Below are 15,233 nucleotides of genomic sequence, written 5' to 3'. Positions count from 1 at the left end.
ACGTTTTATTTTCATCCTCCGATCATAGCATCTTTGGGGCCTTCCCGAATCACCATCAGTCAAATGGATAGACGGGCTTGCCCGATCGTGACGGTGGGGGTCAACGCCGCCGGCACGATCCCTGCCAATCCCGGGGAGGATCAAGTTGCTTGTCGTCGAAGGTGGCTTATTGCCAGCAGTGCTGGTGAAGGTTTCAACACCTTATGGGCTTGCGCTGGCTACTTGAGTTACCTCATGTGTCGATATTTGGCGAGAGGTCCAAATGCTCTTCTTGCTGGGTGCCGGCGTGGTGTGGGGGAGGCTGGTCTGACACCCCCAGGCAAAAAAACCAACGGAATGAATCGTTGCGCTCACCCGAATGAGATGCTCATCTTGCTGTTCGATTGCTTGTGATAGCGAGCTTGAAGCGCCCTGATTCGCGCGAAGAAAATTGCCCTTTGGGGAAGAAATCCTCCCTTCAGGAGTCGCATTGGGCGGCTTCTTGTTCCCGCAGCAATTCCATTTCCTTGTTTTTTTCCTGATCGCTCAGGATCTGATTCTTTCCGTCCGCGCCTTCTCCCATCAGGTACTCGGCTTTTTGGTAACGCGCCAGAAGCTCACGCACCTTGGTGCAGCGCGCTTTCCTGAGCTCTGGATCTTCGGCCGGCGTTGCTTTGTCGTCCGGTGGAAGCGCGGCTGGAATGATGGGAGATTGGCCTGTGGGCGGCGCGGTGATGCCGCTCTTGTGGGAATTTGCGCCCAGCGGCCGGTCGCTATAAACGGTATTTCCAGAGGCATCACGGGACTGGTAGATCTCGGCGCTGCCCCAGAGCGGCCAAAGCATTGCACTGCAACACATAATCCAACGGATGGCATGCATGTGCCTTCCCTCTCTTTTTTTGCCTGTTTGTTCAAAATAACCGGGAGGATGATTGATCTTTCCGTCGCATGGCTTTGCAGGAGACTTTTCTTACCCATTGATCCATGGCAATCAAATGCCATGGCAGCCAAGGGGTCGACCCAGTCCGGCTCCTTGAACCAGATATCGGCGGGTTCCTGTTGATGCTTGAGGCGCGGCCTGATCCCGCAGGGGGGGTGCGTGCACGCCCTGGAAACTTGGTATAAAGCGGCGATTCAGGCGATTTTGGACAAAAAAGCCCTGGAATCTCGGTGATTCCAGGGCTTGATGGGAGACGTCGGGACAGGGTCAGAGGTTGTAGCCGCGCTCGTCATGCAGAGCGATGTCGAGACCTTCGGTCTCTTCTTCTTCGCTCACGCGCAGCCCCACCAGCACATCGATCACCTTGAGGATGATGAAACTCATTACGCCAGTATAGATCACGGTGAACAGGCTGCCCTTGATCTGGATCCAGAGTTGAGCGCCGATGGTCACGCCTTCGGCCAGACCCTTGCCGCCGAAGGAGACGTCCGCGAACAGGCCGGTCAGGATGGCGCCGACCAGTCCACCGACGGCATGCACACCAAAAACGTCGAGAGAATCATCGTAGCCCGCGGCCCGCTTGAGCTTGGTGGAGGCCAGGAAGCACAGTACGCCGGCAATGATGCCGGGCAGCAAGGCGCCCATGGGCCCGCAGGTGCCGGAAGCCGGCGTGACCGCGACCAGGCCGGCCACGGCGCCGGAGGCGATGCCCAGCACGGACGGTTTGCCATGGCTCAGCCACTCGGCAAACATCCAGGCCAGTGCGGCAGCGGCGGTAGCAACCTGGGTGGTCAGCATGGCCATGCCCGCGGAACCGTCGGCAGCCACGGCGGAACCGGCATTGAAGCCAAACCAGCCCACCCACAGCATGGAAGCGCCAATAAGGGTATAGGTCAGGTTATGCGGCGGCATGGCGGTGGTGGGAAAGCCCTTGCGCTTGCCCAGGACCAGGCAGGCCACGAAACCCGCAATACCCGCATTGATGTGGACCACCGTGCCGCCCGCGAAATCGAGCACGCCCCAGTCCCACAGCAACGCGCCGTCGCCGCCCCACACCATGTGTGCGATCGGCGCGTAGACCACGGTGAACCAGACGGCCATGAACCACAGCATGGCAGCGAACCGCATACGCTCGGCGAAGGCGCCGACGATCAGGGCGGGCGTGATGATGGCGAAGGTCATCTGGAAGGTCGCGAACACCGTCTCCGGGATCGTCGCCGTCAGACTGTCCACGGTGACGCCGCGCATGAAGGCCTTGCCGAGCCCACCGACGAAGCTTGCGACATTCACCGTCCCTGCCATCATGCCGGCCGTGTCGAACACCAGGCTGTAGCCGTACAGCACCCATAGCACAGAGATCAGAGCGGTGATGGCAAAACACTGCATCATGACCGACAGCACGTTCTTGGCCCGCACCATGCCGGCGTAGAACAGCGACAGGCCGGGAATGGTCATGAACAGCACCAGCGCCGTGGCTGTCAGCATCCACGCCGTGTCACCCGCACTCAGTGTCGTCTCTGCGGCCAGTGCCAGGCCCGGGAGGCCGGACAGGGCCAGCAGACCGAAGTACTGTTTGATGAGTCTCGACATACTGAATTCCCCTCTTTACAGTGCGTCCGCGCCGGTCTCACCGGTGCGGATACGGATGACCTGTTCGAGTGCCGTGACGAAGATCTTGCCGTCACCGATCTTGCCGGTGTTGGCGGCGGCGCTGATCGCCTCGATGGCGCGCTCGGCGAGCTCGGCCTTGACGGCGACTTCGAGTTTCACCTTGGGCAGGAAATCGACTACGTATTCGGCGCCCCGGTACAGTTCGGTGTGGCCCTTCTGGCGACCGAAGCCCTTCACCTCGATAACAGTGACACCCTGCACGCCGATCTCCGACAGGGCCTCGCGGACGTCATCGAGCTTGAAGGGCTTGATGATGGCAGTGACCAGTTTCATGGTGATTCTCCTTTGGGCAATCACCGCCCGGGACGGGGCGGTTCATGATTTTCTCTGCGTCTCTGCGCCTCTGCATTGAGTACGCCTATAAGCCAGCGTTTCCCTAGAAGCTTTTTGACAACGTGAACACGACGCGGCCGTCGGTGACGCTGTCACCGAACAGCGCCTCGGCATCGTCGTTGCTGTCAATCCAGCTGAGCGCGAGGTTGGCGCCGGCGAAGGTGGTGGAGACACCGATGCGGTAGTCCATATAGCTGTCCGGACCAGCGGGGCCGCCGAAGGTCTCGAAGGCGCCGCCGCTGCTGTGGCCGACGGCGGCCGACAGCGACAAGTTGTCCAGCAGCGCATAGTCGGCCCCGACGATGAGGTACAGGCCGTCGCCGTGGTTGCCGGCGAAGTTCAGCTCGTCGGCGTAGTACAGCTTGGCGTTGAGCGCGAAGGCCTTGGTCAGCGCGTACCCGCCACTGACGTAGAACTCGACGGTCCGGAGGTCGTCGGCGGCGGGGGCGTCCGCGCCCGGATAAAAATAGACCAGGATGCCGAAGTCATACGTAAACGCGCCCAGCGCAGTCGCATAACCCGCGTACAGGTTGGTTTCGAGCTGCGGGTCCTTGGCACCACCGAAGAAGTCGGAATCGACATTGGAGGCCCAGGCCCCGACATAGACGTCGCTTGCGTGCGCCCAATCGAAACCGCCCTGCAAGGCCATCTGATTGTCGGTCTGGGACACGCCGCGGAACGTGTAGTCGGACGCGAGCGTGACGTTGGCGCGGATGCCCTCGGCACCGGCGAAGGCAGTGACGGACGACAGGGCACCGGTGAGAAGGGTCTTGGCTAGCGTGTTCATGCGTGTCTCCAGTGGATGGGCGGAACCTGAAAACCGTCTGTGCCACGGCATCACCCGGGAGGTGGTGAACGGTCGTTGCCGGGACATCCGGTATGCAGTGCCTTTCATAGGTTTCCGTGACCGAACTGATTTTCTGCTTTGGACGCGGTCATTCAGCGCCGCGGTTCGCTGCAGACGGGCGGGGCCCCGCCTGGCAGGGAGGTTTTTGCAGCTCCCGTGCCAAAGCTGTTTTGGCGCTATAAAACATGATGTTGGAGAAGTTTCGGCGGAGTCGTGCCGGGGCCGCTGCACCACAGTGGTGAGGGATCACCGCATCGCGGGGGTGTCATGCGCCAAGGTGGTGCACCGGCGCCACCGCGGTCGCGAGGCTGGACCGCGCGCGCGGCGCTGCGCTACAGTGCATGGCATGTTCGATCCGAAATTCATCGATGATCTCAGCCACCGGTTGCAGACCGCGTTGCCGGAAGGCGTACGCGTGTTGCAGCAGGACGTCGACCGCAACCTGCGCGCGGCCGTGCAGGCGGCGCTGGGCAAGCTGGACCTGGTCACGCGCGAGGAATTCGACGTGCAGGCGAAGGTGCTGGCGCGTACCCGTGCGCAGCTCGACGCCATGGCCCACCGCGTGGCCGAGCTCGAGGCCCAGGTCCTCGGCACCCGCTCCGTCGCCGACGACGAGCAGGACATGGACGGCGGCTGAGGAAGGCTCGTGTAGCCACGGAAGGTGTTTTCAGGTCTAGGGAACCACTGATTAACCCGTCATTGCGAGGAGCGCAGCGACGCGGCAATCTCCAAGTTGTTGATCTGCCCTCGAAGGAGATTGCCGCGCTTCGCTCGCAATGACGGTACGACGAATTAATCAGAGATTCCCTAGGAGCCATAACAATCGACCCAGGGAAGGGAACGATGCCGCTCGCAGTCGTCTACAGCCGTGCCCAGCTGGGTATCTCGGCGCCACTCGTAACCGTCGAAGTGGATCTGGCCAACGGTCTGCCGGGCATGTCCATCGTCGGGCTGCCGGAGACGGCGGTCAAAGAGAGCAAGGACCGCGTCCGCGGTGCACTCAACAACAGTCGCTTCGAATTCCCCACGCGCCGCATCACTGTCAATCTCGCCCCCGCCGACCTGCCCAAGGAAGGCGGGCGCTTCGATCTGCCCATCGCGCTCGGTATCCTCGCCGCCTCGGGCCAGTTGGCGGCGGATGCACTGACCGGCTACGAGTTCATCGGTGAGCTGGCGCTGTCGGGCGATCTGCGTCCGGTCGCCGGGGTGCTGACCGCCGCCATCGCCGCAGCGGCCGCCGACCGGCGGCTGATCGTGCCGCTGGCCAATCACGCCGAGGCCGCGCTGGTCGATGGCGGGCGCGCCCGGGCCGCCGATCACCTGTTGCACGTCACCCGGCATTTCAATGAACGGATCGAGTTGGTGCAGCCCGCGCCGCCGCCCCCCAACGTGCTCGACGCGACCGAGGCCGGCCTCCCGGACCTCGCCGATGTCCGCGGACAGGCGCGGGCGCGACGGGCGCTGGAGGTGGCCGCGACGGGTGGCCACAGCCTGTTGCTGACCGGCCCACCCGGCACCGGCAAGAGCCTGCTCGCCAGCCGTCTGCCCGGCATCCTGCCGCCCATGACCGAGGCCGAGGCACTGGCTGCGGCCGCCGTCGCCTCCATCAGCGCCCAGGGCTTTTTCTGTACCCAGTGGCGGCAGCGGCCGTTCCGCGCGCCGCACCACACCGCCTCGGCAGTGGCCCTGGTGGGCGGTGGTTCCTCACCGCGACCGGGCGAGATCTCACTCGCCCACCACGGCGTGCTGTTCCTGGACGAATTGCCGGAGTTCGATCGCAGGGTGCTGGAGGTGCTGCGCGAGCCGTTGGAGAACGGCCACATCACTATCTCACGCGCGGCCCGCCAGGCGGAGTTCCCGGCGCGCTTTCAGCTGGTCGCGGCGATGAATCCCTGTCCGTGCGGCTATCTCGGCGACCCGGGCGGCCGCTGCCGCTGCACAACGGACCAGGTCCAGCGCTACCGCCAGCGCATCTCCGGTCCGCTGCTCGATCGTATCGACCTGCAGGTGGAGGTGCCGCGCCTGCCTTCGCAGGAACTCCAGGGCCCGCGCGGCGAGGCCAGCGCCACCGTGCGCCAACGGGTGATCGCGGCACGGCAGCGTCAGCTCGACCGCCAGGGCTGCCCCAATGCCCAGCTCGGCGGCACCGCACTGGACCGGCACTGCCGCCTCGACCCACCCGAAGAGGCGCTGCTGCGCCGTGCGCTGGACCGGCTCGGCCTGTCGGCACGCGGCTATCACCGCAGCCTGCGCGTAGCGCGCAGCATCGCCGATCTGGCCGCGGCGGAGACAATCGCCACCGACCATCTGGGGGAGGCGCTGGGGTACCGCAACCTGGATCGGGCGCGGCGCTAGGGACAGCGTCAGTGCCTATCGGGGGCGCGGATCAGCGTACGAATAAATCATCCCAAAACCGGTATAGCCACGGAAGCACACGGAAAAACACGGAAAAATGCCTGCTGTAAAAACCCGACAATCAACCCACCTGCTCATAAGCTGGGCTTTTGCTCATTGAATTTTTTCATGTTGTTCCGTGTGCTTCCGTGGCCATAAAGGTTTTCCTCCTCACTCCTCACTCCTCACGTGTTTTTCCGTGTGCTTCCGTGGCAAATATGGTTTTTGAGCTTATTTCAGCTCCCGGCTGGTGTGGGATAGCCACTCCCTAGGGGCAGTCACTCCGGGGATGCCGTGTGCCTCCGTGCTTCCCGGGTGATTCCATGGCTAATACGGTTTTCCGGGTCCAGTCGTTATACTCGGCCCATCATGAACGAACTCATCCTCGCGCGCGTGATCCATGTACTGGGCGTGATCTTCTGGATCGGTGGCGTCGCCATGGTCACCACCGTGCTGCTGCCGACGGTACGCGGATTCGCCTCGGCCGCCGATCGGATCGATACCTTCGAGCGCATCGAACACCGCTTCGCCGCACAGGCGCGCATCAGCACGCTGGTCACCGGGCTGTCGGGCTTCTACATGCTGTATGTCCTGGACGCCTGGGGACGCTACCAGCAACTGAATTATTGGTGGGTGCACGCCATGACCCTGGTGTGGGTGGTGTTCACGCTCATGCTGTTCGTGCTGGAGCCGCTGGTGCTGCACCGCTGGTTCCGGAAGCTGGCCGAGCGCAATCCCGATGGTACCTTCCGGCTGATCCAGCGCATGCACTGGGTGCTGCTGGTCATCAGCCTGATCGCCGCCGCCGGCGCGGTGGCCGGCAGCCACGGCTGGATGCTGTTCACCTAACCGCCAGCGCGGCAAGGGTCAAGATATCCGTGCCCCGCGCGATGGGGTAGACTCCTGCCGACGTTCCCCCTCTCCGAAATGCGGTCGCCGTGTCCGATTTGAATCCCCGCCAACGTGCCGCCGTCCAGTACGTGGACGGGCCGCTCCTGGTGCTGGCCGGTGCCGGTAGCGGCAAGACCCGCGTCATCACCCAGAAGATCGCCCATCTGGTGTGCCAGCAGGAGATGAACGCGGCCCACATCACCGCAGTGACCTTCACCAACAAGGCGGCGCGCGAGATGCGCGAACGCGTCAGCGACCTGCTGCCGCGCGAGCGCAGCAAGGGGCTCACGGTCTCGACCTTCCACACCCTGGGGCTGAACATCCTGCGCCGCGAGCACAAGCACCTGGGCTTCAAGGCGGGCTTTTCCATCTTCGACAGCCAGGACAGCGGTCACCTGATCGCCGAACTGATCAACAAGGCGCGCATCGGGCTTGACCCGGACAAGGCGCGCTGGCGCATCTCGGCCTGGAAGAACGACCAGCTGCTGCCCGATGCCGCCTTCGAGGGCGCCACCGATGAACGCGACGTGGCCACCGCGCGCATCTACGCGGAATACCAGCGTCACCTCAAGGCCTACAATGCCTTCGATTTTGATGACCTGATCCTCGCACCGGTGACCCTGCTGCAGACCGACGCCGAGGTCCGCGAGCGCTGGCAGACGCGTATCCGCCACCTGCTGGTCGACGAATACCAGGACACCAACGGCGCCCAGTACGAACTGGTGCGGCAGCTGGTCGGGCGGCTGGGCATGTTCACGGCGGTGGGCGACGACGACCAGTCGATCTATACTTGGCGCGGCGCACGGCCGGAGAACCTCAAACGGCTGCAGGACGACTTCCCGCGCCTCAAGGTCGTCAAGCTGGAGCAGAACTACCGCTCGAGCGGCTGCATCCTCAAGTGCGCCAACCAACTCATCGCCAACAACGCGCACGTCTTCGACAAGAAGCTGTGGAGCGAGCTTGGCTACGGTACTCAGCTGCGGGTGCTGCCCGCCCGCGATCCCGAGCACGAGGCCGAGCGCGTCATCTCCGAACTGCTGCACCAGAAATTCACCCAGGGCGGACAGGACGGCGACTACGCCATCCTCTACCGCGGCAATCATCAGTCGCGGCCGTTCGAGAAGGTGCTGCGCGAACACCGCATCCCCTACCACCTGTCGGGCGGCATGTCGTTCTTCGACTACGCCGAGGTGAAGGATCTGGTCGCCTATCTGCGCCTGCTGGTGAACGAGGATGATGACCGTGCCTTTCTGCGCGTGGTCAACACGCCGCGGCGCGAGATCGGGCCGGCGACGCTGGAGAAGCTCGGTGCCTATACCGGTGAGCGCGGCGTCAGCCTGCTCGCCGCCTGCTTCGAGCTCGGTCTGACGCAGCAGCTCACCGGCCGCGCGCTCAGTCGTCTGCAGGAGTTCGCGCAGTGGATCGTGGACTTCTCCGACCGCGCCAAACGCGGCCACCCGGTGGCGCTCTTCAAGGAGTTGCTGAACGACATCGGCTACCTGCAGTGGCTGGAGAACAGCACCCGCGACCCCGACCAGGCCGCGCGCCGCATCCAGAACGTCGACGACCTGGTCAACTGGCTGGAGCAGATGGCCGAGCAGATCGGCGGCGATGCCGGTATCGTCGAGCTGGTCAACCGCATGAGCCTGATGGACATCCTCGACCGTGAGAAGGACGAGGCCGGCGGCAACTGCGTACACCTGATGACCCTGCACGCCGCCAAGGGCCTGGAGTTTCCGCACGTCTTTCTGGTGGGCATGGAGGAGGGCATCCTCCCGCACCGCGTCAGCCTGGAGGAGGACAACCTCGAGGAGGAGCGGCGCCTGGCCTACGTCGGCATCACCCGCGCGCGCAAGTCGCTGGTGTTCAGCTTCTGTCGCCGACGCCAGCGGGCGCGCGAATGGGAGACCTGCGAACCCAGCCGCTTCCTCGAGGAACTGCCGCCCGACGACCTGGTCTGGGAGGGCCGCAGCGGGCCGGTGGACCCGGAGGACCGCCAGCAGCGCGGCCGCGCGCATCTCGCCAATCTACGTGGGATGCTGTCGTAGAGGCCAGATCCCGGTCGAAAGGCCGCACCCGCGAAGGCCTCGACCAGGCACAGGTACCGCCAACGCAAAAGGCCGCGCGACTGCGCGGCCTTTTGCGTGACACGAACGGACGGCTTACTGGCTGTGCTCGACCATATACGTGACCGCGGCCTTCAGGTCATCGTCGGAGCAATTGGCGCAGGTCCCGCGCGGCGGCATGGCGCGCAGCCCATTGATGGAGTGCTGCACCAGCGTGTCCATGCCCTGTTCGATGCGTGGCGCCCAGGCGGCCGTGTCGCCAACCTTGGGCGCGCCGGCGGCGCTGGTGGCGTGACAGGCCATGCAGGCGCTGTTGTAGACCTCGTCGCCGGCGCGCGGAGCCGCCGCCGCAGCAGTGTCTTCAGCGGCGGCCGTGGCGCCCGATTCGTCGGCTACCACCACCGTGCCCACCGGCTTGATGTTCTCCTCGATGACCTGAGTCAACAGGGCGTTTTCATCGGTGGCGGCCTCGGCGTTCCCGATGGACCGGGCGATGAAATAGATCACCACCGCAAAGACGATCAGGAAGCCCAGAATGGCGGCGAATGTACCAAAGAAAACCCTGTCTTGATGGCTCACGGTGGGATATCTCCATTACGATGTGTGGCGTGGAGCGGGCCCGCCACCGAGGCGGTACGCTCACAAGGGAAGAAGTATAGCGGGAAATGCAGCTCACGGAAAAGCATCACTATTTGAGCCTCGACCCTGGCTCAATCCCGACTCAACCCCGGCTCTACTAAAGATAGAATTCGATTGAGCCGATAGGCTCAGCGGAGGGACCCAGCCACGCCGCGAGGACCGCAATCGCCCCCAGGACCCGCGGCGAGGCAACCGACCAGCCACCGCCACGACCGGTTGATCCAGCATGATCATCATCCCCGCCCCCATCCCGATCAGTCACGTCGCGGTCGAACCGCCGCGACCGGCACAGCAGCAGACGCCCCAGGAAACCGCCCGGCCGGTGGCCGGCCCCGACGAGGTCGAGACCATCAGCCCGGAGGACCGGCGGCACCGGGAAGGGCACCCGGACGACGCGCACCCTGAAACGGCATCGCCGTCCACCGAAGCCGCCCAGCAGACGGGCGCCGAACTAGACGAAGACAGTATCGGTGCGGCCGGGGGGGACGTCGGGCGGCTGCTCGACCTGTTCGTCTGATACAGTGGGCACCGTGGCCACCACACCCAGCGAGGCATACCGACCATGACCATAGATTCCATCGCGGCGCTGGGCCAGCTCGGCATCCAGAAGGGTGTGCAGGGCGTGCGCACGAGCGCCTCCCAGATCGCCAGCGCAGGCACCACCACCGACATGACCGCCGCCCTGGTCGCACTGAAGCCGCAGGAGTTGCAGGTCGCCGCCTCCGCCAAGGTCATCGAGGCGGCCGACGACATGCTCGGTGCGCTGCTCGACACCTTCGCCTGAAGCACACCGCAGAGCCGCAACCGTCACCGCGCCGATCGCTGCAAGCCCGCACCAGCACTCATCGCAGCGCCAGCGTGCCGCCATGGACGCCGGCGCCGACGCCCTGTAAAGTACCCCGTCCAAGCATTGCGCCCGTAGCTCAGCTGGATAGAGTACCGCCCTCCGAAGGCGGGGGTCACAGGTTCGAATCCTGTCGGGCGCGCCATCTCCGATGCCACACCCGCGTGATTTCCAGCCCTCAGACTCAGTCTGAGGGCGTGCGCGAAGCCCCGCTCCGCACACGGCCTTCGAGCCACCCCTTCAAACGCACAGTAATTCCCCATTTCCAGCAGTTGAATTAAGCCGCTTCCAAAGCGGACATCTGAAACGACAGATTAGGGCTCACCATGCTTTACCGCGGATTCTGGAAGGCCGAACACGCGATCGAAGGCCCATGTGAAAGCAATGGCATAGACGAAGAAGAACGCTAAGAGACCAAGATTCGCCAGGAACGCATTCAGTGCTGAAGTATTCAACCAGAGCGCCATCACTGGAACCAGCATGACAACGAGGCCACCCTCGAACCCAATGCCATGCGCCAGGCGCCTGACAAACGAACGACCTTGTACCGACTGACGCGCCTCCCAGTACTCGAAGATTGTGTTGAACACGTAGTTCCACCCGAGCGCAATACTCGATAGAACAAAAGCAAGCCCTATGGTTGAGGTAGGCGGTTCGTCAAAAATGACACTCAAGACTGGTGCAACGAAGGTAATGGCAAAAGCCTCATACAGGATTGCCTGCAGTACGCGTCGGCTTCTGGGGCTCATGATGAAATCACGATGGTGGCGTTTGGTTTGATTGAGGCCGAGTGCCTGGGTTCAGGTGCGTTTGAGGTGACGCCCGTTTTTGCGGCAGAATAATGGGTGGCGGGTCAAACGTCGATTACAGCAATTCAGTAGGCCGCATTCTGCCAAACCTCGTCTATAAGTTGATTGATGAAACCTGTATCACCACTCCACACCAGGAAACCTACTGCCGCCACGTTCAGAAATACTGTAACCCAAAACACCGATAAGAATTCCTGCTTGCTGGACTTATGTCGTAAAAGGCGTTGTGCTGCCAACGCACCGGGCCAGCCACCAACCAGCCCCATCAAATGCAAGTTTGATTCTGGGGTACGCCAGTTCCCCAATCGGGCCGATGACTTATCCCAACCGTAAGTGAAAAAAGTAATAAGGCCCGTTGCAAAGTACACACTCACTACCAACCAAGATATTCGGTTGAAGTATGCAGCGACAAGTAGGAAGCACACGAACAATGAGGTAAAAATAACCGGTAATAAGCCATGTTGACGCTTATCAGCTGCCCGCTTTTTAGGTTTTGATTGATCTGAATAACGGACTTTTTCGGCTCTTGATTTGCCGTCCTTACCTTTGGCCACTTCGTAAGAAACAATATCCCCTACTTCCGGCCGACGTGACGTTCGTGAGAAGGCTTTAATGTGTACAAAGACCGAACTCCCATCGCCATGCCATGAGATGAAGCCAAAGCCTTTTTCATCATCCCAACGCGTGATTTTCCCCTGTAAACGCATTCAACCTACTTGTCTATTGTGGCCTAACGCCGCGGCAACGCTGGTTAGCAATGGCACTCACCGAACGGAGCTACTTGCACGAGAGCATGCAGCATCTCGGTAGGCTCTATTTTGCAGCGTATTTTCATTCACTACCTGCTGCCTCCAGAACGCGCAGGTTTCCAAAAGCGCGGCGTTAATCGCACTTTGCTTTTCCCGCTCCTTTCTCAACGCCTCATTGTTTTTTGCGATGCGCTCCATGTTTGCCTTCGATCTTTCCGCTTGTTTATCTGCCTCGGTTCTCAACGAGATTGCCAGTTGGTGCAATTCCCAGCTTACATAAAGTTGATACGACCCGAAACTCAGCAGATTGCCGATAAGCACGCCAATAGCGATTACAGTAACCCACCAGATTCCCGATCGCTCCGGTATATGATGAGCGCTGAGCTGGGCCAAGCGGTGAGGATCTTGCTCAAGTTTCATCTTCGCTATTTTTTATTACGATTAACCATATTTATATATGGTGCGGCGCTTCATTTTTTCATGGTAAGCGCTATCCTCGCGACATCTGCGAGGCCGAGATTGCGGCCTTAATCTTTTCGAAAGGTCCCCCTGCATAGTCGTGGAAAGTAGCGGCGGACCACAAGGGCACTGAAGGACAGCAAAGACGATTTGCTTAAAATCATCCATGCTTGGGTGGCGGCGAAATAAAGTGGTCAGATGCATCGGTGATCGGTTGTACCAAATCCGGCAGGAGGCGATCGCCGATCTCCAGGGAGATGTGGCGGTATATTACAATGCTAAGTACCTGTACTGGATGTCCGGTTACAAAACATCGTTGGATTATGAAAAAGATCTTTACAAAGTGTCCAGAATCAGTTGACCACTACAAAAGATAAACAGGTGGATGAAAAGTGCGTCGTCGATATCTTGCACGGCAACCCCGTCTAATTGACTCAACCTTATCGTTATAATACTGAATTCGTTGCTGTAGTTATAGGTTGCCCTAGGTTTTAGCTTCGGTATCTTCGACACTCCTGACTCTTTAGCTCAGGGCGCCCACCAAACTGTAGGAACTATCCCGTCCGCATTGATGGCGCTGCTGGACGTGGTCTTGCCGCTGCTGCCCTGAATCACGCAGGAATCACCATCTCGGCTTCGATCATATCTGCATCGCCTTCCACATCCACGCCCTCTTCAGGTACATCTCCTGTGTAGGCGGCCTTGCCGGTCGCCTGCGCAATTAGCGCAAGCAATTGTCTCTGCCGGTCTCCCATGAAGGTCTCGAAGTCATCACTACGCAGCATGTCCGGGTCGATAAGGTGCGAGCGTAGGTAGGCATCCAGACGAGCTCGATCGATTGTCGGAGTCTGCACGTCGCCCTTTTCTAGCTTGGCTAAGTATGCAGATGGGGCAACACCACCGATGATGCGGTTGGTGCGGAATGACAGCGGCGTCTTGTTAATGATGGAATCGTATATCGCGGGTTTGATGCCCTGTTTTTTGCACCAGTCCTGCGGGAAGATGTGGTGGATATCCACGTTCTCGCCGAAGAACACGGTATGGTCAAACTTTTGCCCGGAACGGAAATCCTCCGCCCCTTCCTTCATCAGTAGCGCGTTTACGCCCTTGTAGGCGGCTGAAAGGCGCATGCGCATGGTCTTCAAGCGGTCTGCACGGAAATTGGTCTCGCTCACCGTGGAAGGCTCTGGCCCGCCCTGCAGCCAGCGCGGCACTTCCATGAAATCTCGGGCAATGCGCGACTCCACTGCCGAGCCGTATAGCTCACCGAACACGCCATTCCAGTACCAGCGCACCAGCTTGGCACGGTTGGTTTCGTGCTCCCAGGCCTCGCCGAGATCGGCAATGATGGCCGCTAGCGGCACGATTTGCGATTGATAGGGTAGATCAAAGATGCGGTAGATATGTTGCATATGCAGGAATTTCGCTGCCTGCGAGAAGCCTTGCTCCACTTGCTTCTCATACTGCTTGTAAGCCGTCAGCGGAAGATTCAGCAGTGCTTGGCGATTGCCGATCACGGCCGGCAGCTCCTTGCCTGTTTTGCCTGCACGCTCCGCTTCGCGACGGCGCTCCCGCGTGTAGAACAGCGAGATCGCTTGCAGGAAGTCGGTATTGCTAACGTTAGCGATGATCCCCGCTTCTGAGTCAGCCGGGCGCAATGTATCGACAAAACGTCGATGGCGCCCCTTGTGCTCTTCGTCCCCGTACCAGTCCTTACGCAACTCGTGACCGTCTGCCGCATACATCGCCGTCACCAGCTCGAAGGCATCCAGCGGCTTGCCGCCGGTATTCACCTTCTCGAACACGACGCACACTGCCTCCTTAGAGGTGCTGCGGTCCAATGAGATCACTGGCACACGGTAATACTTGAAATTCTCCAGCACTAGGCTTTTGAAGGCACGAAAGGTTTTGCGTACTGCCTCGTGTCCGTCGCCGCGCCACTGCTCATCGAACCCATCTTGCCAGTGGTCCCAGTCGAATACCTGGGTCACGGGGTACATCAGTGCCGTGTATTCGTTCTCCGACGTGGATAGATTAAGCACGACCTCGCGACCAAAATCGGTCCGGATAACTCGATCCTCAGGTACACCGACGATGGCTTCTTCGCGGTCAACTGTGGGGTCCAATGCTTTGCGGATATCAATGTAGAACCAGCGCTTTACTTTCTTATTTTTTGGAGTGACCGTCTCGACCACCTTGCCGCGCAACGTCACCTGATACAGCGAAGTCATGCGCTGCTGTCCATCCAGCAAGAGGGAGTGAGGCAAGGTATTTTTTGCCTCGGTGGGCGCACCTTCCACAGGACGCGGCTTGAAATTCACTTCGCCACCCGTATCCAGCGTCATTAGTGCACCCACTGGAAAGGCACGCGAGATCGACGCAATTAGGCTCTTGATTCGCTCCTCATCCCATACCCAGCTACGTTGAAAGTCCGGCAATTGCAGAATACCGCGATGACAATCTTCCAAGAGCTTGTAAAGGTCGTAAGGATTAGTCTGAAAGGTCGAACCAGCCATAATGCAATTCTCTGTTAGTGGGTGGGTAGAAGTTTGTCAGCTCTTATGTCTAACGGCTGACTTCAACAGTGTTTGAGACGATACGTATTTTTTGGT

Annotated in this window: 15 protein-coding genes and 1 tRNA gene; 7 read left to right on the top strand and 9 right to left on the bottom strand. The window is 60.8% G+C overall.

Annotated elements, in window-relative coordinates; genetic code table 11:
• Positions 1-457 precede the first annotated feature (457 nt).
• The 4 genes from K8I04_15755 to K8I04_15740 form a co-directional block, all read right to left on the bottom strand.
• The gene (locus K8I04_15755) at positions 458-859 is read right to left on the bottom strand and encodes a DUF4124 domain-containing protein (GenBank protein MBZ0073171.1); all 402 of its coding nucleotides are present in this window, start codon (positions 857-859) and stop codon (positions 458-460) included.
• Between the two features lie 327 nt (positions 860-1,186).
• Positions 1,187-2,509 (bottom strand): ammonium transporter, encoded by a 1,323-nt coding sequence (locus K8I04_15750; GenBank protein ID MBZ0073170.1) that lies wholly within the window; start codon positions 2,507-2,509, stop codon positions 1,187-1,189.
• 15 nt (positions 2,510-2,524) lie between these two features.
• A complete protein-coding gene (locus K8I04_15745) occupies positions 2,525-2,863 on the bottom strand; it encodes a P-II family nitrogen regulator (protein ID MBZ0073169.1) in 339 nt (112 codons plus the stop codon).
• Positions 2,864-2,966: 103 nt separating this feature from the next.
• Entirely contained in the window at positions 2,967-3,710 is a 744-nt protein-coding gene (locus tag K8I04_15740) for a TorF family putative porin (protein ID MBZ0073168.1), read from the bottom strand.
• Positions 3,711-4,116: 406 nt separating this feature from the next.
• Here K8I04_15740 and K8I04_15735 point away from each other — a divergent pair, with 406 nt between their 5' ends.
• The 4 genes from K8I04_15735 to rep all read left to right on the top strand — a co-directional run bounded on the left by K8I04_15735 (position 4,117) and on the right by rep (position 9,103).
• Complete coding sequence (locus K8I04_15735) at positions 4,117-4,407, top strand: accessory factor UbiK family protein (GenBank protein MBZ0073167.1); 291 nt, start codon at positions 4,117-4,119, stop codon at positions 4,405-4,407.
• A gap of 206 nt (positions 4,408-4,613) precedes the next feature.
• Positions 4,614-6,125, top strand: coding sequence for a YifB family Mg chelatase-like AAA ATPase (locus K8I04_15730; protein ID MBZ0073166.1), 1,512 nt, complete (start codon positions 4,614-4,616; stop codon positions 6,123-6,125).
• A gap of 408 nt (positions 6,126-6,533) precedes the next feature.
• Positions 6,534-7,013: a hypothetical protein gene (locus tag K8I04_15725; GenBank protein ID MBZ0073165.1), complete on the top strand. Its 480-nt coding sequence runs from the start codon at positions 6,534-6,536 to the stop codon at positions 7,011-7,013.
• Positions 7,014-7,102: 89 nt separating this feature from the next.
• Positions 7,103-9,103: a DNA helicase Rep gene (gene rep / locus K8I04_15720; protein ID MBZ0073164.1), complete on the top strand. Its 2,001-nt coding sequence runs from the start codon at positions 7,103-7,105 to the stop codon at positions 9,101-9,103.
• 114 nt (positions 9,104-9,217) lie between these two features.
• Here the strand turns inward: rep and K8I04_15715 are convergent, their stop codons facing one another.
• Positions 9,218-9,568 (bottom strand): c-type cytochrome, encoded by a 351-nt coding sequence (locus tag K8I04_15715; GenBank protein MBZ0073163.1) that lies wholly within the window; start codon positions 9,566-9,568, stop codon positions 9,218-9,220.
• Between the two features lie 418 nt (positions 9,569-9,986).
• Between K8I04_15715 and K8I04_15710 the strand changes: the two genes are divergently transcribed.
• The 3 genes from K8I04_15710 to K8I04_15700 all read left to right on the top strand — a co-directional run bounded on the left by K8I04_15710 (position 9,987) and on the right by K8I04_15700 (position 10,749).
• Positions 9,987-10,277: a hypothetical protein gene (locus K8I04_15710; GenBank protein MBZ0073162.1), complete on the top strand. Its 291-nt coding sequence runs from the start codon at positions 9,987-9,989 to the stop codon at positions 10,275-10,277.
• Between the two features lie 45 nt (positions 10,278-10,322).
• Complete coding sequence (locus tag K8I04_15705; GenBank protein MBZ0073161.1) at positions 10,323-10,544, top strand: hypothetical protein; 222 nt, start codon at positions 10,323-10,325, stop codon at positions 10,542-10,544.
• A gap of 128 nt (positions 10,545-10,672) precedes the next feature.
• Positions 10,673-10,749: transfer RNA gene (locus tag K8I04_15700), tRNA-Arg, on the top strand.
• 169 nt (positions 10,750-10,918) lie between these two features.
• Here the strand turns inward: K8I04_15700 and K8I04_15695 are convergent.
• The 4 genes from K8I04_15695 to K8I04_15680 all read right to left on the bottom strand — a co-directional run bounded on the left by K8I04_15695 (position 10,919) and on the right by K8I04_15680 (position 15,137).
• Positions 10,919-11,353, bottom strand: coding sequence for a PACE efflux transporter (locus K8I04_15695; GenBank protein MBZ0073160.1), 435 nt, complete (start codon positions 11,351-11,353; stop codon positions 10,919-10,921).
• Between the two features lie 125 nt (positions 11,354-11,478).
• Positions 11,479-12,120 carry a cold shock and DUF1294 domain-containing protein gene (locus K8I04_15690; protein MBZ0073159.1) on the bottom strand — a complete coding sequence of 214 codons (642 nt, stop codon included), beginning with the start codon at positions 12,118-12,120 and terminating at the stop codon, positions 11,479-11,481.
• A gap of 57 nt (positions 12,121-12,177) precedes the next feature.
• Complete coding sequence (locus tag K8I04_15685) at positions 12,178-12,582, bottom strand: hypothetical protein (GenBank protein ID MBZ0073158.1); 405 nt, start codon at positions 12,580-12,582, stop codon at positions 12,178-12,180.
• 650 nt (positions 12,583-13,232) lie between these two features.
• On the bottom strand, positions 13,233-15,137 hold the full coding sequence (locus tag K8I04_15680) for a DUF262 domain-containing protein (protein MBZ0073157.1): 1,905 nt from the start codon (positions 15,135-15,137) through the stop codon (positions 13,233-13,235).
• Positions 15,138-15,233 lie beyond the last annotated feature (96 nt).

The organism is Gammaproteobacteria bacterium (genome assembly GCA_019911805.1).
Taxonomy (GTDB): Bacteria; Pseudomonadota; Gammaproteobacteria; order Thiohalobacterales; family Thiohalobacteraceae; genus JAHJQQ01.
Note: the sequence above shows the minus strand (reverse complement) of the source record. Positions and strands in the feature narration are given on the sequence as shown.